The sequence below is a fragment of the Gordonia sp. NPDC003425 genome (assembly GCF_053588635.1).
This window is the reverse complement of record NZ_JBSFQI010000018.1, coordinates 1-22,604: the sequence shown is the minus strand read 5'-3', so window position 1 is coordinate 22,604 and position 22,604 is coordinate 1. Positions and strand designations below refer to the sequence as shown.

The 22,604-nt window shown below is 67.8% G+C and carries 20 protein-coding genes and 1 pseudogene; 10 read left to right on the top strand and 11 right to left on the bottom strand.

Features of this window, described 5'->3' with window-relative positions; translation table 11 throughout:
• Positions 1-25: 25 nt before the first annotated feature.
• The 3 genes from ACWDTD_RS17815 to ACWDTD_RS17805 all read right to left on the bottom strand — a co-directional run bounded on the left by ACWDTD_RS17815 (position 26) and on the right by ACWDTD_RS17805 (position 3,672).
• Positions 26-1,291, bottom strand: a complete 1,266-nt coding sequence (locus tag ACWDTD_RS17815; protein WP_449748517.1) for a lipase family protein — start codon at positions 1,289-1,291, stop codon at positions 26-28.
• A 129-nt stretch (positions 1,292-1,420) separates the two neighbouring features.
• Positions 1,421-2,914, bottom strand: coding sequence for a glycerol kinase GlpK (gene glpK / locus ACWDTD_RS17810; protein WP_449748464.1), 1,494 nt, complete (start codon positions 2,912-2,914; stop codon positions 1,421-1,423).
• Complete coding sequence (locus tag ACWDTD_RS17805; RefSeq protein ID WP_449748463.1) at positions 2,911-3,672, bottom strand: IclR family transcriptional regulator; 762 nt, start codon at positions 3,670-3,672, stop codon at positions 2,911-2,913. Before ACWDTD_RS17805 ends, glpK (ACWDTD_RS17810) begins: the two co-directional genes overlap by 4 nt.
• A gap of 232 nt (positions 3,673-3,904) precedes the next feature.
• On the opposite strand from ACWDTD_RS17805, the gene ACWDTD_RS17800 reads away from it, so the two are divergent.
• Positions 3,905-4,774, top strand: a complete 870-nt coding sequence (locus ACWDTD_RS17800) for an MIP/aquaporin family protein (RefSeq protein ID WP_449748462.1) — start codon at positions 3,905-3,907, stop codon at positions 4,772-4,774.
• 58 nt (positions 4,775-4,832) lie between these two features.
• A complete protein-coding gene (glpK, locus tag ACWDTD_RS17795) occupies positions 4,833-6,350 on the top strand; it encodes a glycerol kinase GlpK (RefSeq protein ID WP_449748461.1) in 1,518 nt (505 codons plus the stop codon).
• Here the strand turns inward: glpK (ACWDTD_RS17795) and ACWDTD_RS17790 are convergent.
• On the bottom strand, positions 6,317-7,324 hold the full coding sequence (locus ACWDTD_RS17790) for a sugar-binding transcriptional regulator (protein WP_449748460.1): 1,008 nt from the start codon (positions 7,322-7,324) through the stop codon (positions 6,317-6,319). The genes glpK (ACWDTD_RS17795) and ACWDTD_RS17790 overlap by 34 nt on opposite strands.
• A gap of 117 nt (positions 7,325-7,441) precedes the next feature.
• Between ACWDTD_RS17790 and ACWDTD_RS17785 the strand changes: the two genes are divergently transcribed.
• Positions 7,442-9,193 (top strand): glycerol-3-phosphate dehydrogenase/oxidase, encoded by a 1,752-nt coding sequence (locus ACWDTD_RS17785; protein ID WP_449748459.1) that lies wholly within the window; start codon positions 7,442-7,444, stop codon positions 9,191-9,193.
• 48 nt (positions 9,194-9,241) lie between these two features.
• Here the strand turns inward: ACWDTD_RS17785 and ACWDTD_RS17780 are convergent, their stop codons facing one another.
• Genes ACWDTD_RS17780 through serS form a run of 3 tightly spaced genes read right to left on the bottom strand, consistent with a single transcriptional unit; the run spans position 9,242 to position 12,336 of the window.
• Positions 9,242-10,111: a hypothetical protein gene (locus ACWDTD_RS17780; RefSeq protein ID WP_449748458.1), complete on the bottom strand. Its 870-nt coding sequence runs from the start codon at positions 10,109-10,111 to the stop codon at positions 9,242-9,244.
• Positions 10,108-11,061: an EamA/RhaT family transporter gene (locus ACWDTD_RS17775; protein ID WP_449748457.1), complete on the bottom strand. Its 954-nt coding sequence runs from the start codon at positions 11,059-11,061 to the stop codon at positions 10,108-10,110. Before ACWDTD_RS17775 ends, ACWDTD_RS17780 begins: the two co-directional genes overlap by 4 nt.
• A gap of 18 nt (positions 11,062-11,079) precedes the next feature.
• A complete protein-coding gene (serS, locus tag ACWDTD_RS17770) occupies positions 11,080-12,336 on the bottom strand; it encodes a serine--tRNA ligase (RefSeq protein WP_449748456.1) in 1,257 nt (418 codons plus the stop codon).
• A gap of 118 nt (positions 12,337-12,454) precedes the next feature.
• On the opposite strand from serS, the gene ACWDTD_RS17765 reads away from it, so the two are divergent.
• Positions 12,455-13,570: a septum formation family protein gene (locus tag ACWDTD_RS17765; RefSeq protein ID WP_449748455.1), complete on the top strand. Its 1,116-nt coding sequence runs from the start codon at positions 12,455-12,457 to the stop codon at positions 13,568-13,570.
• 16 nt (positions 13,571-13,586) lie between these two features.
• Positions 13,587-13,937 carry a metallopeptidase family protein gene (locus ACWDTD_RS17760; RefSeq protein WP_449748516.1) on the top strand — a complete coding sequence of 117 codons (351 nt, stop codon included), beginning with the start codon at positions 13,587-13,589 and terminating at the stop codon, positions 13,935-13,937.
• Between the two features lie 289 nt (positions 13,938-14,226).
• On the opposite strand, the gene ACWDTD_RS17755 is transcribed toward ACWDTD_RS17760, so the two are convergent.
• Together ACWDTD_RS17755 and pheA are read right to left on the bottom strand one after the other, a co-directional pair.
• Positions 14,227-14,913, bottom strand: coding sequence for a histidine phosphatase family protein (locus ACWDTD_RS17755; protein ID WP_449748454.1), 687 nt, complete (start codon positions 14,911-14,913; stop codon positions 14,227-14,229).
• Positions 14,913-15,914, bottom strand: a complete 1,002-nt coding sequence (pheA, locus tag ACWDTD_RS17750; RefSeq protein WP_449748453.1) for a prephenate dehydratase — start codon at positions 15,912-15,914, stop codon at positions 14,913-14,915. Before pheA ends, ACWDTD_RS17755 begins: the two co-directional genes overlap by 1 nt.
• Positions 15,915-16,054: 140 nt before the next feature.
• Here pheA and ACWDTD_RS17745 point away from each other — a divergent pair, with 140 nt between their 5' ends.
• Positions 16,055-16,831 carry a DUF2470 domain-containing protein gene (locus ACWDTD_RS17745; protein WP_449748452.1) on the top strand — a complete coding sequence of 259 codons (777 nt, stop codon included), beginning with the start codon at positions 16,055-16,057 and terminating at the stop codon, positions 16,829-16,831.
• 53 nt (positions 16,832-16,884) lie between these two features.
• Here ACWDTD_RS17745 and ACWDTD_RS17740 read toward each other — a convergent pair whose 3' ends face one another.
• Entirely contained in the window at positions 16,885-17,505 is a 621-nt protein-coding gene (locus ACWDTD_RS17740) for a TetR/AcrR family transcriptional regulator (protein ID WP_449748451.1), read from the bottom strand.
• A 75-nt stretch (positions 17,506-17,580) separates the two neighbouring features.
• Here ACWDTD_RS17740 and ACWDTD_RS17735 point away from each other — a divergent pair, with 75 nt between their 5' ends.
• From ACWDTD_RS17735 to ACWDTD_RS17720, 4 genes are all read left to right on the top strand, one after another.
• The gene (locus ACWDTD_RS17735; RefSeq protein WP_449748450.1) at positions 17,581-18,915 is read left to right on the top strand and encodes a hypothetical protein; all 1,335 of its coding nucleotides are present in this window, start codon (positions 17,581-17,583) and stop codon (positions 18,913-18,915) included.
• A 39-nt stretch (positions 18,916-18,954) separates the two neighbouring features.
• A complete protein-coding gene (locus ACWDTD_RS17730) occupies positions 18,955-19,779 on the top strand; it encodes a CPBP family intramembrane glutamic endopeptidase (RefSeq protein WP_449748449.1) in 825 nt (274 codons plus the stop codon).
• A gap of 486 nt (positions 19,780-20,265) precedes the next feature.
• On the top strand, positions 20,266-21,552 hold the full coding sequence (locus ACWDTD_RS17725) for an LCP family protein (protein ID WP_449748448.1): 1,287 nt from the start codon (positions 20,266-20,268) through the stop codon (positions 21,550-21,552).
• 90 nt (positions 21,553-21,642) lie between these two features.
• Entirely contained in the window at positions 21,643-22,185 is a 543-nt protein-coding gene (locus ACWDTD_RS17720) for a ferritin (protein ID WP_449748447.1), read from the top strand.
• A gap of 18 nt (positions 22,186-22,203) precedes the next feature.
• Here ACWDTD_RS17720 and ACWDTD_RS17715 read toward each other — a convergent pair.
• A pseudogene (locus tag ACWDTD_RS17715) lies at positions 22,204-22,604 on the bottom strand (hypothetical protein); the annotation flags it as partial.

Here is a 22,604-nt window from a genome sequence, read left to right as displayed (position 1 = left end):
GGTGCCGACCGAGTCGCCCCAGCCGTCAGGCCCCGCAGCCTCCCGCCGGTCGTCCGGCGAACCGGTCGTTGAGGTAGGCCACCGCGTCGGCTGCCCACGGCAGGAACGCGTCGGTGTGATTCTGTTTCGGATAGATGCGCAGCTGCGTGGGAAGTCCACGTGCACAATATGTTCGGGCCAGCCCCGCCACGTCGGCCACCAGCATCACGCCGTCGCCGCGCCCGTCGACATCACCGACGCCGAGCATCATCGGGGCGCGTGGTGTTCCCACCGAACCCATCACGTTCTGGGCCATGGCCTCCGAGATGCCCGGAACGTCGAGGAGCGAGGGATACTGCGGTTTGAGCAGGGACGCATCCGTGAGACCCGGGTACTTTCCGATGAAGTCGAGGATGCACTCTCCGCGCACTTGATCGATCACCGCAGTTCCCTTGGGCGACAAGTACTTGTCGAGTCCGATGTCGTAGGTCTCGTCGTACACCGCCATCAGCGCCGGGATCACCGCCGACCACTTCTCGGTGCCGTTGACGTAGGCGAGGTTGTGGCGCGGATCGACCAGCACCCCGCCGGCCGCCGCGCCGATGATATTGAGCTCCGGCGCGTACTTGGGAGCCACCTCGGCGCCGAAACCGGTGGGGATCGACCCGCCGGAATACCCGTACAGCGCCACCGGCGACGACGACGGGGCACGCAGATGCCGCTGGGCAGCGCGGATACCGTCGAGTGCCGCGTACGCCGACTCACGCCCGATGGTCCACCGCAGATTGGGCCCCTCGTAGTCCGGGACGACCACGGTGTAACCCGCGGCGACCATGGTCGCGATGCTCGCGAGATCGACGTTCCCGGATTCAGAAGGGCCGCCGCGCAGCGTGTACGACGGATCGCACTGGCTGCCCAATGCGTCGTAGAACTCGTGATAGGAGATGATGCGTCGCGCGGTGCCGGGCCGTGCGCCCGGCGGTGAGATCACCGTGGTCACCGTCGCCGACGGATTGCCCTGCTCGTCGGTGGTGCGGTAGAGCAACTGGGTCGCAGTGGCCGGCAGAGCGGTGCCGTTGCTGCCGAGTTGCACCACGCGTGAGTCGATGACGGCGCCCGGCCGCAGTCCGGCGATCGGCACCTTCGGCGTGTAGAAGGGGTCGCGTGCGGGCGGCAGCAGGGGTGCCGCAACGGGTGCCTGCGCCCCCGGTTGTGCGGGGGCCGCCACGGCCGGAGCCGCGGCGAATCCGAGGGACGCGAGGATCAGCGTGATGGTCAGCACGACTCTCACGCCGCGCAGCTTCGTGGGCAACTTCGCGGCGCGCGTCACACGCGAGAACTCGGTCACGCCGAAGACAGTACCGCCACCCGCGAGGGTCGATGCCCCGAACCGCCGATGCCCCGAACCGCCGCACCACCGGTCATCGGCGACCGGGGCGGGTCACACGTCGACCACCGCGCGGCGCACCGCCGCCTGCCAGCCGGCCGCCTCCCGCCGCCTGCGCTGGGCATCCATCGTCGGGGTCCACGATGCGGCGACGTGCCGGTTGCGCCGAAGGTCGTCGAGTCCCTCCCAGTAACCGACCGCCAGGCCCGCCGCATATGCGGCACCGAGCGACACCGTCTCGGACACGAACGGCCGCACCACCGGCACGTCGAGCACGTCGGCGATGTGTTGCATCAGCAGGTTGTTCGCGGTCATCCCGCCGTCGACCGCGAGTCGCTGCAGCCGGACGCCCGATTCCGCACGCATCGCCTCCACCACGTCCCACGTCTGCCAGGCCGTGGCCTCGAGCACCGCGCGAGCGAGGTGACCCTTGGTCACGTATGACGTCAAGCCGACGACGATGCCCCGCGCCTCGGAATTCCAGTGCGGCGCGAAGAGTCCCGAGAAGGCGGGCACCACGTAACACCCACCGTTGTCGGTGACCGTGCGGGCGAGAGTCTCTATCTCCGGAGCGGAGTCGATGAGCCCGAGCTGGTCGCGGCACCACTGCACCAACGAGCCGGTCACCGCGATAGGCCCCTCGAGCGCGTACACCGGGTCTTCGCCGGGAAGACTGTAGGCGACGGTGGGAATCAGTCCCCGTGAGGACTCCACCGCCGTCGTGCCGACGTTCATCAGCGCGAATGCGCCTGTCCCGTACGTGCATTTCACGTCGCCCGGCTCGAAGCAGGTCTGGCCGAACAGCGCGGACTGCTGGTCGCCGAACGCCCCGCCGATCGGGACCCCGGGCAGCACCGTGGTGCAGGTCGCGTACACCTCGCTGCTGCCGACCACCCGGGGGATCATGTCCTCGGGAATGTCGAGAAGGCGGAGCATCTTGCTGCTCCATTCGCGGCGGCGCAGGTCGAGCAGCATCGTGCGACTCGCGTTGGTGACGTCGGTGACGTGGATACCGCCCTTGGGTCCGCCGGTGAGTTGCCAGATCAGCCAGCATTCCAGCGTGCCGAACAGTGCGTCGCCGTGTTGGGCGCGAGCCTCGAGCCCGCCGATGTTGTCGAGGAGCCAGCGCAGCCGGGGTGCGGCGAAATACGATGCGGGGTTCACCCCGGTGACGTCGCGGATCTCTCTTGCGTGGGCGCCGAGCTGATCGACGATCGGGCCGGTGCGGGTGTCCTGCCAGGTGATCGCCGGCGCCAACGGGCGACCGGTGCGGCGGTCCCACACCACCGTCGTCTCACGCTGATTGGCCACCCCCAGCGCCACCACGTCGGCGGGCGTACGGCCGGCCAGCGACAGCGCCTTGGGTACCACACGCTGCACGTTCACCCAGAGTTCGTGCGCATTCTGCTCCACCCAGCCCGGCCGGGGAAACGACTGCTTCTGCTCCACCTGCGCGATGGACACCATCCGCCCGTGACGATCGAAGAGCATGCAACGACACGACGTGGTGCCCACGTCGACGGCGGCGACCACACGGTTGTCGGTCATCGCACCGCACCGAGTTCCCGATCGATCGACGTCGCCGTCTCCCGCATCTGTTCGACGATCCGGGCGTGGGGTTCGGTGCCCACCCGGTACAGGGCGGCGCGCGGGCCGACCACCACGAGTGCACCGAACGAGCCCGGACGCCTGCCGTGCACCGGAACCGCGAGCGCCGCGACGTCCGGGTCGTACTCGCCGGATTCGGTCGCCAGCCCCGAGCGACGGGCCGCGCCGATCTCCGCACCCAGCACCGACCGTGACGTGATGGTGGCGGCCGTGAACCGTTCGAGAATCATGTTGCGCAACAACCGCTCCCGGTTGCTGGAATTGGCCAACAGAATCTTCCCGCCCGCCGTGGCGTGCAGCGGAAGGTGCTCGCCCACCCGCATCCGCTGCGGCGAATCGTCGGGACGGAACACGTGGTGCACCACCTCGGCCACGTCGACGCGCAGCACGCCGAGCCACACCTGCGCACCGACCATTGCGGCGAGGGTGTCGCACCACCCCATCGCCGCCGACCGGAGCACGTTGCCGTCGAGTTCGCTCGCCCCGGCGCCCTGCTGTCGCGCGCCCAGGGTGTATGCCCCGCCCTCGTCGTGCTCGACGTAGGCGAGATCGACCAGCGTCTGCAGAATTCCGTGCGCGGTGGCCTTGGGCAGTTCGAGCTCGTCGGCGATCTCGCGCAGTTCCAGCGGTCGCGGAGTGCGTTCGAGCAGATCGAGGACCGCCGCGGCCCGCTGGATCGACTGGATGGGTCCAGGCATGCCGTCACCTCCTAACGCTCCGGCCGTCGTGGTCGGCCCGGACGCTCCGGGTGGACGGCCCGTACCGGCAGACTCTACGACCGCCTACACCATTCCCCGAACGTAACGCCGGGGGCCTGTTCGACATTGTCGAACGCCCGATATTGATCTGCGTCACACTCCGGCCTAGTTTCACCCACACCGGCTTGATCCCGATCGCACGTCGATCGGCCCGGCACAAAGGAGTGAAATCATGAAACGAGTTCCGCTGGCAGGTGAGCTGTCCGCCGAATGCATCGGCACGATGATCCTGATCCTCTTCGGCTGCGGCGTGGTGGCACAGGTGGTGTGCGGCGGATTCCCGAAATCCGTTGGCGGGGGCGATCACAACTCCATCGCGTTCGCATGGGGATTCGGTGTCACGCTCGGCGTCTACGTCGCCGGCCGCCTCAGCGGCGCCCACCTCAACCCCGCGGTCACCATCGCACTCGCGGCATTCAAGGGATTCGAGTGGCGCAAGGTGGCGCCCTACATCGGCGCCCAACTCGTCGGCGCGTTCCTCGGCGCCCTGATCGTCCGGTTCGCCTACGCCGACCAGATCAACGCGGTCGATCCCGACCACACCAAGGCGACGCAGGGAATCTTCTCCACGTCCCCGGGACCGGGCGTCTCGATGACCACCGCGTTCTTCGACCAGGTGATCGGCACGGCGATCCTGGTGGCCGTGATCTTCGCCCTGACCAGCGCGATCAACAATCCTCCGCTGGCCAACATGGGTCCGCTGCTCATCGGCTTCCTGGTGGTGGCAATCGGCATGGCGTGGGGCACCAACGCCGGATACGCCATCAATCCCGCCCGAGATCTCGGACCGCGCCTCGCGTCGTTCGTCACCGGCTACGGTGATGCGATGTACTCGGCCAATGGGCCCGAACTCTACTTCTGGCTGCCGATCGTCGCCCCGATCGTCGGCGGACTCATCGGGGGCGCACTCTTCGTGGTCGGCATCGAACACTTCCTGCCGCCGGTCGAGGAGAACGTGAGTCAGGAGATCGGCGTCGACGAGCCCACCGCCCGGGACACCGACCGCCCCAGGGTGACCGCGGGTCACCGTCACGACCGCTGACCCCAGCCGTCACCCACATCCATCCAACGATCGATCACGAGAGATACGAGAAGAACCCATGGCAGAATTCGTCGGCTCCGTCGACCAGGGAACCACCAGCACCCGATTCATGATCTTCGACCATTCCGGGCGGGAGGTGGCACGCCACCAGCTCGAACACGAGCAGATCATGCCCCGCGCGGGCTGGGTGGAGCACAATCCCGTGGAGATCTGGGAACGCACCTCGTCGGTGATCCAGACCGCGATGAACAAGGCCGGGCTCAGCGCCAAAGACCTTGCCGCGCTGGGCATCACGAATCAGCGCGAAACCACGGTGGTGTGGGACCGCAAGACCGGGCGCCCCTACTACAACGCCATCGTGTGGCAGGATACGCGCACCGACAAGATCGCCAAGGCGCTCGAACGCGACGGTCACGGTGACACGATCCGGCACAAGGCCGGACTGCCACCGGCCACCTATTTCGCCGGCGGCAAGATCAAGTGGATTCTGCAGAACGTGCCCGGTGTCCGGGAGGCGGCCGAACGTGGTGATGCGATCTTCGGCACCACCGACACCTGGCTCACCTGGCACCTCACGGGTGGATACCGCGGCGGCGAGCACGTCACCGATGTCACCAACGCCAGCCGCACAATGCTGATGAACCTGGAGACACTCGACTGGGACGACGAACTGCTGTCGATCTTCGAGATCCCGCGCGCGATGCTGCCCGATATCCTGCCGTCATCGAGTCCGGGCGGCTTCGGGGTCACCGATCCCACCGGGCCGCTCGAGGGCGAGGTACGGCTCACCGGCGTCCTCGGTGATCAGCAGGCAGCCACCGTCGGACAGGTCTGCTTTTCCCCCGGCGAGGCCAAGAACACTTACGGCACCGGCAATTTCATGTTGCTCAACACCGGCACCGAGATCGTGCGGTCCAAGTCGGGGCTACTGACCACGGTGGCGTACAAGCTGGGCGACGACGACGCGGTCTACGCCCTCGAAGGCTCGATCGCGGTCACCGGCTCGGCCGTGCAGTGGTTGCGTGATCAGCTCGGGATCATCAGTGGCGCATCACAATCGGAGGCGCTGGCCCGCCAGGTCGAGGACAACGGCGGGGTCTACTTCGTGCCGGCCTTCTCCGGCCTGTTCGCTCCCTACTGGCGTTCGGACGCACGCGGGGCGATCGTGGGGCTCTCGCGCTACAACACCAACGCGCACCTGGCCCGGGCGACGCTGGAGGCCATCTGCTTTCAGACCCGCGACGTGACCGAGGCGATGACCAAGGACTCCGGCGTGTCACTCGACGTGCTCAAGGTCGACGGAGGCGTGACGGCCAACCAGCTGTGCATGCAGATCCAGGCCGACGTACTCGGCGTCGAGGTGAGCAGGCCGGTGGTGGCCGAGACCACCGCACTCGGTGCGGCGTACGCCGCCGGACTGGCCGTCGGATTCTGGAAGAACACCGACGAACTGCGGGAGAACTGGGACGAGGACCAGCGGTGGAAGCCCGAATGGGACGAGGAGCAACGGAACACCGCATATGCCCAGTGGCACAAGGCGGTTCAGCGCACGCTCGACTGGGTGGACGTCGACTGACCGGCGCGGTGCAGCAGTAACCGGGCCAGCGTCTCGTCGAGCACGATGTCGGTGATCAGCTCCGCCGCGAACGCCCCCTCGGTGGCGGCGGCCTTCGACTCCCCCGAGACGACGCACACCCGGCGGGGCACCTCGCGCAGCGTGTTGAGTCCGGGACCCGACGACCGCTTGTTCAGCTCGATGCCCGCATCGCTGCCGTCGTGACGATAGAAGACGGTGGCGACGTCGCCCACCACTCCTTCGGCGCGCAGGGAATCGAAATCGGCGGTCTCGAGGTATCCCCCGATGTAGACGTGACTGGGCACGTCCGCGTCGGGGGAACCCAGCCCGAACAGCGCGACGTTCATCCTGCGTTGGGTGTCGAGGACCCGTCGGGTCGAACGCTCACGCCACAGGGCCACCTTGGTGGCGGGATCGTCGAAGAAGGTGGGTACCGGGAACTGCTCCACCCGCGCCCCGTACGCGGTGGCGAATCTGCGCAGGATCTCGCTCGCGTAGTCGATACCCGTGGTCGTGGGATTTCCCGCCCCGTTGAGCTGCACCACCTCCATGTTCCACAGTTCGCGCGGTACCAGGTGGCGGCTCACCTCACTGACGGTGGACCCCCAGGCGATCCCCAGCACCGTGTTCGCCTCGAGCAGTTCACCGAGGACACGGGCCGCGGCATGACCCACCCGGTCGAGACGGTCGGCGTCGGTCATCTGCGAGGTGGTCGGCACCACCTGGGCCCGCACCCCGAAGGCACTCTCGAACTGGTCGGCGATCTCCCCGGTACGCCCGCCCGCGGCGTTGATCCGGATGTCGACGAGCCCGGTGTCGCGGGCGAAGGCCAGCAACCGCGACACCGACGACCGCGACATCCCCATCTCGCGGCCGATCGCGGCCATGTCGAGGTCCTGCATGTAGTAGAGGTGTGCCGCGCGCACCGCCTGGGCCGCCCGACGCGGGTCGTCGGGCGCCCTACGTTCTTTCACCGCACCGTTCTTTCACTGCACCGTTCTTTCACCTCTCACGTTCTACCAGCCGCGACCAATATTGCACATACGTGCACAAGCGTTGATTGTTTGTGCACACTACGCGAGGATTGCTTCATGACCACAGACATCAGCTCTCATCTCCCGACACGAGCCTCCGTGGCCGCACTCACCGACCGCCCGTCCGCGCAGGTCCTGATCATCGGTGGCGGAATCAACGGGATCTCGACCTTCCGCGATCTGGCCCTGCAGGGCGTCGACGTCGTGCTCGTGGAGCGCGACGATTGGGTCAGCGGCGCCTCTGCGGCGTCGAGCCACATGATCCACGGCGGCATTCGCTATCTCGAGAACGGCGAGTTCCGCCTCGTCCGCGAGTCGGTGCATGAGCGAAACGGATTGCTGCACACCGCGCCGCACTACGTGAAGCCGCTCGAGACCACGGTGCCGATCTTTTCCACCTTCAGTGGAATCCTCAACGCGCCCAAGCGTTTCCTCACCCACAGCACCGGCAAGCCGAACGAGCGTGGCGCCGTGCTGATCAAGGCCGGACTGGTGATGTACGACGCGTTCTCGGGTGCGGGCAAGCGTCGCGTACCCCGTCACAAGTTCCGCACCGGCGAGCGCGCCCGCGCCGACATGCCCAGCCTGAACTCCGATCTGCGTTACACCGCAACCTATTTCGATGCGTCCGTGCACGACCCGGAGCGTTTGGCGCTCGACGTTCTCAAGGACGGCCTGGCGGCCGGCCCGCACGCACGCGCCGCCAACTATCTCGAGGCGGTGGGCATCCGCGGTGGTGACGTGGTGCTGGCCGACCGTGTCAGCGGCACCCAGTTCACCGTGTCCGCCGAGGTGATCGTCAACGCCAGCGGCCCGTGGACCGACCTGACCAACGACGCCCTGGGTGGTGACACCCGCTACATGGGCGGCACCAAGGGGTCGCACATCGTGCTCGATAACCCCGAACTCGTCGCCGCGACCCGCGGCCGGGAGATCTTCTTCGAGCACTCCGACGGCCGCATCGTGCTGATCTATCCGCTCAAGGACCGGGTCCTGGTGGGCACCACCGACATCGACGCCAACCCGGCGGAGCCCTCCCGCTGCACAGACGACGAGATCGAGTACTTCTTCGAGCTCATCAAGCATGTGTTCCCCGAGATCGAGGTGTCCACCGACCAGATCGTGTACACGTTCTCCGGTATCCGCCCGCTGCCGCGCCACGACGACACCACCCCGGGTTTCGTGTCCCGCGACTACAACGTGGAACAGACCGAGCTGCCAGGGGTTTCGGTTCCCGTGCTCAGTCTCGTGGGTGGTAAGTGGACCACCTTCCGCGCACTGGGTGAGCAACTCTCCGACCGCATTCTGGAGATCCTCGGGGCCCAACGCCAGGTGTCGACGGTCGGCCTTCCGATCGGCGGGGGGCGCGACTTCCCCACCACCGATGCCCAGCGGCGCGCGTGGGTCGACAGCCGACGAGGCCAGATGCCCGCAGAACGTGCCGATCAGCTCCTCACCCGCTACGGCACCCGCGCCGCCGAGGTCATCGAGCGCGTCGCCGCCGGACCCGATTCCCCGTTGCCGGCGAGCGAACTGTCGACGGCGGAGCTGCGCTACATGATCGAGGTGGAACAGGCCGTCCACATCTCCGACATCTTGCTCCGCAGAACGGATCTGGCGTTCCTCGGCGCGGTGAATGCCGCCGTGCTGGCCGAGCTCGCCGACGCGATGGCCGAGATCCTCGGCTGGGACGCCCAGCGCCGCGCGTCCGAGATCGAGGATGCCGTGGAGGGATTGCGTACCGATCATCTCGTGACGCTGACCGAGGCACCCGTCTCGTCGCCGTCGCAGCCCACCGCGAGTGTGTGACCGATACCGTTCCAGCGAGTCTGTTTTCCACCGGGTCCGCGGCCGTGATCAGGCCGCGGACTCGGCCGTCTCCACCGCCGACGACATCGCCACCACCACCGCCCCGGTGACCGCGGCAACGAAGGCGATCAGGGTGATCGGACCCCAGCCGGGGCGCGTGGTGTCGCCGAGCAGCAGGATGCCCAGTGCGCCGGGCACCACCGTCTCGCCGACCACGATCGACGCCGACGCCGCGCTGACCGCTCCGGTCTGCAGCGCGACGGTGAACAGGTAGAAGCCGCCGGGGCCGGACACAACGATCGCGTAGGCGGCGGGATCGCTGAGCAGCGCTCCGAGGTCGAAGGGGCTCACCCCGTCGAGGATGCGCACCGACACCGCGAGCAGACCGAACAGCACACCGGCGAGCAGGCCCGCGAGAACCGCCACCCGATGCGTCATCAGCCGCAGCACGATCACCCCGCCGAGCAGCAAGATCACCGCAGCCCCGAGCACCGCCCAGTGCAGCCACGGCTTGTCGTGGCCGTGGCCCTCGGACCTCGCGGTGAGGCCGAGCACCACCAGCGACGCCACCACCACCCCGATCGCCGTCCAGTCCCGCCGGCTCAGCCTCGCGTGCAAGGCGAGCGTTGCCAGCACCGCCGTCACCACCAGATTCGAGCTGATGATGGGCTGGCACAGGAACAGCGGCAGCGTCCGCGCGGACACCAGACTCCCGACGAAACCCAGTGCGTCGAGCACCATCCCGGCCAGGAAGGTCACGGTGAGTATCGCCGCGATCGTCGACCGCAACGTCGGGGCGGCGCCGGTGCCGCCGCTGTCGGCCTGCGGGTCCACGCTGCGGGCGCCGTAAGCCTGCAGAACCGACGCGGTGCCGTAGGCCAGGGCGGCGCCGACCGCCGCGATGACCCCCAGGATCATCTCGCGGCCCGGTCGGCGGCGTCGGAATGCCTGCGGACGTCGGGCATGTGCGCGGCGTCGGCCGTTTCCACCGCCTGCACCGCACCCGACGACGCCACCACCACCCCGCCGATCACCGCGGCGGTGAACGCCAGCCCGGTGACCACATCCCATCCGGGCGCGATCTGGTCACCGAGGAGCAGGATGCCGACGGCTCCGGGGACCACCGTCTCGCCGACCACCAGCGCGGCCGCCGCGCCGTTCACCGAGCCGGTCTGCAACGCCACGATGAACAGGTAGAAGCCGCTGACGCCGGTGAACACGAGCGCGTAGAGGGCCGGGTCGGTGAGCAGCGCGGCCGGTTCGAACGGGCTGACGCCGTAGAGGATTCGCGATGCGATGGCCATGATTCCGAACAACACACCGGCCACCAGTCCGGTGGTGGCGGCGATATGTCGGCGCACCACCCGCGTGAGCCCCATCCCGAGGGCGAACAGCACAAAGCCCGCGCCCAGCACGGTCCAGTGCATCCACGTGTGGTTGTCGTGTCCTTCCGCGCCGGCACCCACGGCCAGCAACACCAGCGCGGCGATCACCACGGTGCCGGCGATCCAGTCCCGCAGCCGCAGAGCCACTTTGAGGACCACCCAGGCCAACAACGCGGTCACCACCAGGCGGGCCGCGATGATCGACTGCGACAGGAACAGCGGGATGAGCCGGGCCGAGACAATGGTGGCGCCGAACCCGATCACGTCGAGCACGAGTCCGATCAGGAAAGGCGTGGTGGCCATCGTCAGGAGCGTCGACTTCAGCGACGGATGGGAGGTGGGTGTCGGTGCCTCGCACCCGGATTCGGAGGGGTCCTGACGGGCCAGCTTTCGCGTGGTGCGGTCGGCGCCCATCGACTGCAGCACAGCTGCCCCGGCGAAGGCGAGCGAGCCGATGACCGCGATGACAATTCCGAGCATCATGCGACGAGCACCGTCCGGCTACACGGGCTTGAGGACGTCGGTGCCGACGAACCGCGCGAGTTCGGGCGGCAGTGTCACCGAGCCGTCGGGTTGCTGATGGTTTTCCAGGATCGCCACCAGCCAGCGGGTGGTGGCCAGGGTGCCGTTCAGCGTCGCGGCGACCTGCGGTTTGCCGCTGTCGTCGCGATACCGGATCGACAGGCGCCGTGCCTGGAAGGTGGTGCAGTTCGAGGTGGACGTCAGTTCCCGGTAGGTCTGCTGGGTCGGCACCCATGCCTCGCAGTCGAATTTGCGGGCGGCCGACGAACCGAGGTCGCCGCCGGCGACGTCGATCACCCGGTAGGGCACGTCGATCGCGGCCAGCATCTCCTTCTGCCAGGCGAGAAGTCGCTGGTGCTCGGCCGCGGCGTCCGCGGGTGTGCAGTAGACGAAGCCCTCCACCTTGTCGAACTGGTGCACGCGGATGATGCCGCGGGTGTCCTTGCCGTAGCTGCCCGCCTCGCGCCGGAAACAGGTGGACCAGCCGGCGTAGCGTTTGGGTCCCGCCGACAGGTCGAGGATCTCGTCCATGTGGTAGCCGGCCAGGGGTACCTCGGAGGTGCCCACCAGGTAGAGGTCGTCGTCCTTGTCGAGGTGATAGACCTCGTCGGCGTGGGCGCCCAGGAACCCCGTACCGCCCATCACCTCAGGACGCACCAGCACGGGCGGGATCATCAGCGTGAACCCGTTGGCGGTGGCCTTCTGCGCGGCCATCGTGAGCAGTCCCAGCTGCAGCATCGCGCCGTGGCCGGTGAGGAAGTAGAACCGCGATCCCGACACCTTGGCGCCGCGCTCCATGTCGATCAGGCCGAGCGATTCGCCGAGTTCGAGATGATCGCGTGGGTTCTCGATCACGCGGGGCTCGCCGACGTGCTCGAGCACCACGTAATCGTCCTCGCCGCCGGGGGGAGCCCCCTCGACGACGTTGGAGATCGCCCGTCCCGCGGTGGTGGCCGCCTCGTCGGCCTCGCTCTGCCGGGCGACGGCCGCCTTGACCTGGTCGGCGAGTTCCTTGCCCTTGGCCAGCAGCGCGGCCTTCTCGTCCCCGGATGCCTTGCCGACCTGTTTGCCGAGGGCCTTCTGCTCCGATCGCAGGGTGTCGGCTTCGACGATGGCCGCCCGCCGTGTCGCATCCGCGTCGAGCAGCACGTCGACGAGTCCCGGGTCCTCCCCCCGCACGCGCTGGGATTCACGGACGAGTTCGGGATCGTCACGCACGATTTTCAGGTCGATCACGCCTTCAAACCCTACTTGAGCGCGTCCGACGACCTGCGTGCGTGGGCACCGGACAACCGAAAACGACCGCCCTGATCGCACACGCGTCACTGCGTCGCCGACACAGCAGGCATGATGGATGCCGATGAACGACCATCCCGACGAGCAACGACGCGGCGGTGTGCGCACCACACTGGCGCGAAACCCCATGCGCATCGTGCTGGCCGCCATTGTGATCGGTGCCGTGATCGCCGGTGGTGTGGCCTTCGCGATGGGCGCCTTCCAGGACAGCGGCAGCGTCGGCGGCACCGACATCGGCGCCAACGAGCGCCTCACCCAGAACGCGTTCACCCGTTCGGTGGCGGGTGATTGCCTGGACTGGCCCGCCGGGCAGCCCGGGCAGCCGACGAAGGTCGGCTGCGATCAGCCGCACCGATTCGAGGTGGCCGGACCGCTCGACACGTCGGTGCTACCCGGCTCGGAGTTCGGTGAATCGGCGCCATGGCCCGGACCGCAGCGCTTCACCGAGATCCGCGACGAGCAGTGCCCGGTGATCGTCGACGATTACGTCGCCGGCAAGCTCGATCCGCAGGGCCGGTACTCGGTGGGAATGATGTACCCGTCGCAGGCGCAGTGGGACAAGGGTGCCCGCGAGTTGCGCTGCGGGCTGCAGCAGACCGGCAAGGACGGCACGCCCGAGCAGGTCTCCGGCCGGGTGGCCGACAACGATCAGTCGTTCGCGTGGCCGCCGGGCACGTGTATCGGTATCGACCAGGCCACCCGGCGTCCCACGGTGCCCGCGACCGTGGTGGCCTGCACCGAGCCGCACGCGTTCCAGACCACCGGCATCGTCGACCTCGCCGCACGCTTCGGCGCCAAGAACTCCGGCAAGCCGTGGCCCAAGGAGGCCGACCAGAACTCGTTCCTCGCCACGATCTGCCCGGTGCAGGCCGAACGGTTCCTGGGCGGCAAGAACAAGCTGGAGGCCACCACCCTGAACGTGCAGTGGTCGGTGATCAGTGAACCGAGCTGGCTGGCGGGCAGCCGCAAGGTGGTGTGCTATCTCGGACTGCCCGACCGTGGCGGTTTCGCGACCCTGGTGGGCGACGCACGCTCGACGCTGCTGATCAACGGCAAGATCCCGGCGCCGCCGCCGCAGGCGCCGCCCGGTCGAGTGCTGCCGACGCCGGTCCCGTTGCCACCGGGCGTACAGCCCAATCCCGAAGAGGTTCCCGCCCCCGCCGGTGGCGGCTGAGAAGGAGTCGCAGACCATGCCCGTCGCGATGTCCGACGACGAGTTCGAGATGCTGGTGTCCGACGCCCTCGACACCATCCCCTCCGAACTGACCAACGCCATCGACAACGTGGTGATCCTGGTGGAGCCGATCAACCCGGAGTCACCCCACATCCTCGGCCTGTATCACGGGGTGGCGCTGACCAGCCGCGACCACGACTACGGCGGCTTCCTGCCCGACACCATCACCATCTACCGCGAACCGATCCTCGCGATGTGCCACACCCACGCGCAGGTGGTCCACGAGGTCGCGGTGACCGTGATCCACGAGATCGGCCATCACTTCGGCATCGACGACGACTGGCTGCACGCCCACGGCTGGGGATAGGCCCACCCCGTCGAGCGTGCCCAGATCCCCGTCGAGCGTGCCCAGATCCCCGTCGAGCGTGCCCACAACCGAGTCGAGCGTGCCCAGATCCGCGTCGAGCGTGCCCACAACCGAGTCGAGCGTGCCCAGATCCGCGTCGAGCGTGCCCACAACCCCGTCGAGCGTGCCCAGATCCCCGTCGAGCGTGCCCAGATCCGCGTCGAGCGTGCCCCACGGGGAGTGGTTTCGACAGGCTCAACCAGCGGAGAGAGCTCAACCAGCGGAGGCAGCTCAACCAGCGGAAGGGACCTCAACCCATCGGGTTGACGATGAACGCCTCGCCGGTGGGGTCGAGTTGGTCGAGTTCTCGCTGACCGAATGGCGCGATGGTGGCTCCCCAGCGGTGACAGACCCATTTCCCGTCGTCGGTGTATTCGAGCTCGATCGACCCGGTGTTGGGCAGATGAGTCTCCGCCGCGAATGTGCCGTCGATTCCGGCGAGCCGCGCAGCGACCAACCGGATCGCCGCACCGTGACTCACCACGTAGACATCGGTGGTGGACGCGCCGGTCAGATAGAGCCGCGCAACCTCGTCCACGACGGGCAGATACCGGTCGTAGACCATGTCCAGCGACTCTCCACCGGGGACGCTCAACTCTGGCTCGCCGCCGTACCAGCGATCGAGCAGGTCGCGGTACGCGCGGTGCGCGTCGTCGTCACTGCGATCCTCGAGTTCTCCGGCCTGCACCTCATGGATACCCTCGACCACCTCGGACCGCATACCCCACACCGAACCGATCAGTTCCGCGGTCTGCTGCGCGCGTCGCGCCCGCGAACTGATCAGCACCGCACCCGCGCTCGGTGCGTTCTCCAGTCCGTAGCGCACCCCCTGCCGGATGCCGAAGTCGGTGAGCGCGGCCCCGGGCAGTGCGGTGTCGAGTCGTCGCATCACATTCGACGTCGTCTCGCCGTGCCGCACCAGATGCAACCTCGCCATCAGTCCCCGACCTCCTCGCCGTAGGGTTCGCCGCGACGCATCGCCGACAGCCACGCCGCGCTCTCACGATGGCTCGGCGGGTTGGACCCGTTCGCTCTATGCGCCGGCCATGATCCGAGGAACACCACCGCATCCGACCGCCGGTGCAGCGCCCCCAGTGCCTCGGCCACCGCGTCGTCGCTGATGTGGCCGACGGCGTCGAGAAAGAACCGGTACTGGCCGGCATTGGTGGTCCTCGTTGCCGGATCGCGTCGCGGCCGTGATTCGATCCTGGTGAGATCTATTCCGCGGGAAGCGAATTCATTCATCGCCGACATCAGGCTGCCGGGCTCGTTGGGCAGTTCGAGGATCACCGCGGTGCGGTCGGCGCCGGTACGCGGTGCCGGTTCGGTGGGTCGACCGACGAGCAGAAATCGGGTGGAGGCATCCACCGCGTCGCAGACGCCATCGGCCAGGACGGTGAGCCCCGAGAGCCGGGCCGCCAGCATGGTGGTCACCGCGGCATCCGCACGCCCGGCGGCAACATCTTGCGCGGCACCGGCATTGGACGACGACGTGACGAATTCCGCACCCGGATAGAGCTTTTCCACCGACTGTCGCACCTGCGCCGCCGCCACCGGGTAGGCCGCAACCCGGCGCACCGACGACGCGTCGAGCGCGCTGGTGGCGGCGATCGCGAACGAGATGTCCAGCACGGTCTCGGCAACCACCTGCACCCGCGACACCCCGGCGGAGACGCCCGGCGGCACCGGCACCAGGGCATCCATCGTGGCCGGAACGGAGCCCTCCAGTGAGCTCTCGATCGGCACACACGCGAAGTCGGCCGCACCGCTGCGCACCATCGCCACGGCGGCCGCCGGGCTCGACGCAGACTCCTTACGAACCTCATCGTCATCGGTCATGCGGGGCACCCCCGCAACGCGCGTTTCGACGTCGAGAATCGTGTCCAGCGCCATCTCGGTAAAGGTTCCGGCTGGGCCGAAGTACGCGAAGACTGACACGACAAGAGTTTAGTCGAGGACAACCGCTGCGCGGGCCCGCAGGCGTTGACGCCACCCGCGACATGGCTTTAGGTTAGGGTTACCTACATTGCCTTCACCTGCACGCCTGTGAGGCGCATACCGCTGGGAGTGAGCATCGCATGACACGAGCCGTCACCGACCGACCGTCGGACGCCGAGGTGATCGCCACCGCGTGCCGCCGCGCGGGCAGCGCCATGCTGGCCATCGAAACCCCCGATCCGTCGACCGAACTCGCGTCCCCCGCCCCGGCCGGATTGGTGCATCTCTTCGACACCCAGGCCTTCGTACTCGTCCCGACGGATTCGCCGGCCATGACCGCCGCCGACACCGCGCCCGACGGGTTGCCGGCAATGCTGGAGGTGACCGATTGCGCGCCGATCGACCTGCGGGAGCGGGTGCGCTCGCTCATCTGGTTGAACGGCACCCTGCACTCGGTGCCGCGCGACCTCGAGCGCGAACTGGCCATCGAAATCGCCGCCGACCATCCCGACGAGGAACTGCTCGACATCGGTCACGGCCGTTCGATGATGCGCCTGCAGATCGACACCGCAGTGGTCGCCAGCGGGGCGGGCGCGGGATCGGTGGCCCCCGCCGACCTCGCCTGCGCGGTCCCCGACCCGTTCTGGGAATACGAGCACGACTGGATCAGCCACCTCGACGCCGCGCACTCCGACGTGATCGAGCGGCTCGCCCGCAAACTGCCCCGCCACCTGCGCCAGGGCCGGGTGCGGCCACTGGGACTCGATCGATTCGGCATCCGCTTTCGCGTGGAGGGTTCGACCGGGGATTCCGACGTCCGGCTGCCGTTCGGTCGCCCCGTCGGCGACGTCGCCGAACTCTCCCGGGCACTGCGCACCCTGGCCGGGTGCCCGTTTCTCAACAGCCTGCCCGACTGACTGAATCACTCGGCTGGGGATCACTCGGCTGGGGATCACTCGAGTGCGGGGCCTCACCGACCGGGCGGCTCGCTCGCGATTGCCAGGCGGATGACATCGGAGATCGCATCGCCGCGAACTTCCATGCCGACTCCTCCGGTCTGCACCGCGGTCAGCAGCAACGCCATCATGATCGACTCGAGCCCCAGCGACACCCGCTCCACATCGATCCCGGCGCGCACACGGCCCGCCCGCTGTCCGTAGTCCAAGGACACCTCGATCGCGGTGCGCAGCCGACGCGATACCTCGCCGTTCGTCAGCCGAGGAAGAAGTTCCGGCTCGTCGCCGCGGACAACGCGCATGACCAGCGGATAGTCCGGCATCGCCGCCAGCAGCGAGAGCAGTAGCGCCTTCAGATACCCGTCACCGACGGCCTCCGGGTCCTCGGTGAACACGGCATCGGCCAGCATCGCCGCCTGCCGATCGTAGGCGGCGAAGAACAGCTGCTCCTTGCTCGCGAAATGAAAGTAGATCGCCGACGGCGTGATGGACAGCTCGCGAGCCACCGCGGCCAGCGACGTGTGGCGGAAGCCGTTGCCGGCGAAGTGCGCCGCAGCCACGTCGAGCAATCGATCACGCGTGGACGCCCGCGACCCACTTTCTCGCGAATCCGCAGGCGTGCTTGCGATGGACACCGGCCCAGTCTATCGATGCGAACCCTCTGACCCGAACGGTTGCACAACTGACTCTTTTCATAAATCATTCAGTTCGTGACTCGCAGTCCGAACGTGAAGCCGGTCGGTACCACATCGCATCCGCACCCATACCGCATTCGTCGCGGCGCCATAGGAGCGCGGACGGTGTGGCTCACCGCCCTGATCGTTGCCGCAACACTCGGCATCCTGGCCGGCACCACCCCACGGGCGCACGCGTTCGCCGAGGACTACTGCTACGCCGGTGCCCACGACGACAACTGCACACCGCTGCCGGCGGACTGCCCTCTGCACGAACCGGTGCCGCCCGCTTGTCTCGCACAAGCGGTGACGACGACCGTCGTCTCATCCCGTAATCCGCGTGGCGCAAGGAGTCTCATACACACCGACTCGACCTACATCATGGCGCGGGTCGTCGGGTTCGATCCGAGCGCGGCGTATTGGATCGCCGCATACGACGAGGCCACCGATCTGGGCACGTTCACCCCCAAGTTCCCCGACGGCACACCGGTTCCCGACGCTGCGGCGCGCACCACGCGGGACATCAGCGGTCTGGTACGCACCAACTTTCCCACCGGCGGTCTGCTCATCCACTTTCCCGTGCCGATGGCCACCGGCCATCCGGTCGACGGATTGCATCCCGTCACCTCGGCACGCACCGAGCCCGTGATCGCAGGCCTGCGCCGATGGGCTCTGGCCGGTGCCGGAACCTCGGTGCCGCTGTGCACCGGGGGACTCACGCTCCCTTCGGTGAACGCGGACTACACCAGCGGGAATCGTTGCTACACAGACACTTCGGGAAGATCGGTGCCCATCGTCGGACTGCTGAGCGTCATGTCGACCGCAGCCATCCCGTTCGCGACATCAACCGGGGCACAGGTCGTGTCCGGTTCGATTCGCTCCGGCCAATTCGACAGCTACATCGGCCCCCACGGTCCCGAGGCCCGGGCGGGGATCTACGTGCATTCACTCGCCGATCGGATATCGCACCATCGTTGCCTCGACGCTTCGGGGATCAGGGCACCGAGCACACAGTTCGGCGGATTCGTCGTCGACCTCAACAATCCCGAGTGCGATCAGGGAGTTCATGCACTGCGGCACGCATACGAAACCGGTGTGCCGTTCGACTCGCTCGACGCGCCCGACCGCACCACGTCGGCCGCGCTCCCCGCGGTCTACGACGCGCTCGTCGAACTCGCACGCGCTCGGGGCGTCCTCGCTACGACGGCCACGAATCCGGAGACCCGCGATTCGGTGCTCGACGAGCTGACGCTGGCGCTTCAGGTGAAAGACGGTCCGCGGCGGTTGGGCGCGGTGACCGCGGTTGGTTGCCGACGCGGCATCCCGGCGTTCCCGGGTGCGGCGTGCCCGAAGCCTGCCGGGCAGCCCTGAGCCCGTCACCATCCCACCCTCGTCGCTACGCTGCTCTGCATGCCCGAACGTAGCCGTAGCCGACGGGTGCGAGCGGTACTGCAGCCGCCGGAACAGCGCGTTGTCGAGGTCGTCGATGATCGGACGCAACGCCGCGCGCTGATCGTCGAGCTCGTCATCGTCGGCGTGCTGACCTTCGCCTTCTCGGCATTGTCGGCGGTGCTGTCGCTCATCGAGCTGCAGATGGCGGGCGGCGTGGGCAATGCGACCGTCGCACTCAACCCCCGCCGGTCGGACATATCGACCATCGATCTGATCCGGCAGGTGATGAGCGTTGTCCGGCTGGTCGCGATCGCCGGATTGGGTGTCTATCTGCTCTGGCGCGGCGGGGTACGTCTACGCAGCGTCGGGTTGACGTGGCCACCGCGCGGCCGTGACGTGCCGCCGGGACTACTGCTGGCCGCTGCGGTGGGACTGCCCGGTCTCGGCCTGGTGGCACTGGCCCGCGCGCTGGGCGCCAATGCCCATCTCGTGCCCAGTGAGGTCGAGGGCGCGTGGTGGCGGTGGCCGATGTGGGTGCTGCTCGCCGCCGGCAACGCCGCGGCCGAGGAGATCGTCGTCGTGGCCTACTTCATCACGCGGTTGCGCCAACTCGGCTGGGGGGAGAATTCGTCGCTGGCCGCGAGCGCGGTGCTGCGCGGCGGCTATCACCTGTATCAAGGTGTGGGTGCCGGGCTGGGCAATCTCGCGATGGGTGTGGTGTTCGGACGGTATTTCCAGCTGACGGCGCGGGTGTGGCCGCTGGTGATCGCGCACACGCTGATGGATGTGGTGGCCTTTGTCGGATATGCCCTGCTGCACGACCATCTCGGCTGGGTGGGCTGAAATGCTCCGCTGCCTGAATGACGGGTCGGCGCAAGGGCCATGCGTACATTTGATGGGATGAACGAGCCAGATCCGCGCCAGGTGCGACGCAGCGGCGGCGCTGCGTCTCCCCCACCTGGCCGCAATCCGGCTCCCCCACCCCCGCCACACCGCCATTCGATGCCCCGAGACCAGCCGCCGGGATATCAGCCGCCGAGACAAGAGCCGCCGAGACAAGAGCCGCCCAGGAATGCGATGCCGGGACAGATGCCCGGAAATCAGTCACCCAGGCACTCGGCGCCCAGAAACCCGGCACCCAGAAACCCGGCGCCCAGAAACTCGGCACCCGGACAGCAGGCGCGACGGGACGGCTCGCCTGACCCGACCCGACATGTACCACCCCCTCGGGTACCGCCTCCGCGTGTACCACCCGCACAGGTGCCGCCGGAGCGACGACCACCGGTGCACCGGAGCGAGCGGACGTTGCCGCCGGAGCCGCCGACCGTCATGTCCGGCGGCGACGACCCCACCCGGCGCACGCCACCGCGCCGCCACGACGACTATCACCCGCCCCGCGCCTGGTCGGCTGCGCCGGGCGGGTCGGCCGCGGCGGGCAGGTCGACGAGAGGCGGAGCATCGGCGGGGGCCGTGGGCTACGCGCCCACCCAAAAGCCTGAGCCGGTGCCGCGGGAACGCGTACCGAACAGGGAACCCGATCGTCACAGAGACGGATCGCGTGCAGGATCGGCCGCGCCGCCGAGGTCACCGCGACGAGGTACCCGACCCGCCGAACCGCCTGCACCCGCACCGCGGCGGCGGGCCCGGCTGCCGCGGCTACGCCGGCCGCGGCGCCTGGGCCGCATCATCCTCATCCTGTTGCTCGTCATCGTGCTCGGCACGGTCGGTTTGCTCTTCTACTACGACAGCCAGCTGAACCGGGTCGACGCGCTGCCGAGCTACGCCGGACGACCCGCCGACACCCCCGGCACCACATGGCTCATCGTCGGCAGCGATTCCCGCTCGGATCTGTCCGCCGAACAGAAACGTGACCTGTCCACCGGAGACAGCGACGGGTCCCGCACCGACACCATCATGCTCGTGTACAAGCCCCCGTCGGGAAAGGCTGCGCTGATCAGCATCCCGCGCGACCTCTACGTGCCGATTCCCGGTCAGGGACAACACAAGATCAACGCCGCCTACAACTTCGGCGGCCCGCAGCTACTCACCCGGACGGTCGAACAGTTGTCGGGTATCCGCATCGACCATTTTGCCGAGATCGGGTTCGGCGGCTTCGACACCCTGGTGGATTCCGTTGGCGGAGTAACCATCTGCCTCGATCAGCCACTGAACGACCCCAAGGCCGGTCTCAATCTGCCCAAGGGATGCCAGAAACTCAACGGCCGTCAGGCGCTCGGATTGGTTCGCACCCGAGCCTTCCCCAACGCCGACCTCGAGCGCGTCGTCAATCAACGCAAGTTCCTCGCCGCACTGATGGCGAAGGCCACCAGTCCATCGGTGCTGCTCAACCCATTCCGGCTGTTCCCGTTCGTCAGCGGAGCGGCCGACAGTCTCACCGTCGACGAGAGCACCCACATCTGGAACCTGGCCTTCCTGGCGTGGTGGCTACGCAGCGACCCCATCACCACCACCACACCGAACGGCGGCTCGGCATCCACCGACGACGGCGACTCCCTGCTGGTCGACGACGACACCGAACGGTTCTTCGCCAGTATCCGCTCGGGCCAACGGATCCCGGAGGATCTGATCTCCAACAACGGCGGCGCCATCGGCTGACCGGGGCCCAGCCCCTTTTAAAGCCCAGCCTGGCCTCAGTAAGCCATGACTGATCTTTCCGGCCGCGTGAGAGCCGATACCATCAGACAGATGACCGGTACCGAGCGCACCAAGTTCCACCAATTGCTCCACGACCAGATCGGCCACGAGTTCTTCGCCTCACAGCAGTACATCGCGGTGGCCGTGTACTACGACAACCACGACATGCCGCAGTTGGCCAAGCACTTCTACTCGCAGGCCGTCGAGGAACGCAATCACGCGATGATGATCGTGCAGTACTTCCTGGATCGCGACATGGACGTCGAGATTCCCGGGATCGAGCCGCCGCGAACCACTTTCAGCGACTACAAGTCGCCGATCGAGCTGGCACTGGCGCAGGAGCGGTCGGTCACCCAGCAGATCGTCGACCTGGCCAAGTCGGCCCGCGATTCGGGTGACTACCTCGGCGAGCAGTTCATGCAGTGGTTCCTCAAGGAGCAGGTGGAGGAGGTGGCCACGATGACCACGCTGCAGACGATCGCCGAACGCGCACAAGGCAACCTGTTCGACCTGGAGAACTTCGTCGAGCGCGAATTCAACTCGACCGCGTCGGCCGCGGCAGCCGCCCCGCCGGCGGCAGGCGGCAACCTCTGAACCGGCCGCACTCTGGAGCTATCCGGCGTGGTGGAGTCGGACGATGTCGGTTCCGTCGGGGGTGTGGGTGTAGGTCACGTGGCTGTGGGTGGAGATGTGTGCGATCCGTTGGTGGTAGAGCATCGATTCCAGGGTGGATTCGATCTCGGATTCGTGTGCGGGTGGGGGCTCGTCGGGTAGGCCCTCGTCGGGTGTGGTGGGTGGATCGTCTGGTGGCGAATGCTGCTCGGGGGGTGGGCCGTGGATGTCGGCTCGAACCGCATCCAACGTCTCGGCGAATACGGCGCCGATGTCGGGGTGGCGGTTGATGTGTTCGGGGTTGGGGGGCATGCCGGGGTGGGTGTTGAGTTGCCAGGCCACGCGGCCGGTGTCGGGGCCGTCGTCGATGATGCGGGTGGTGTATTGGCCGGGGTTGGGGC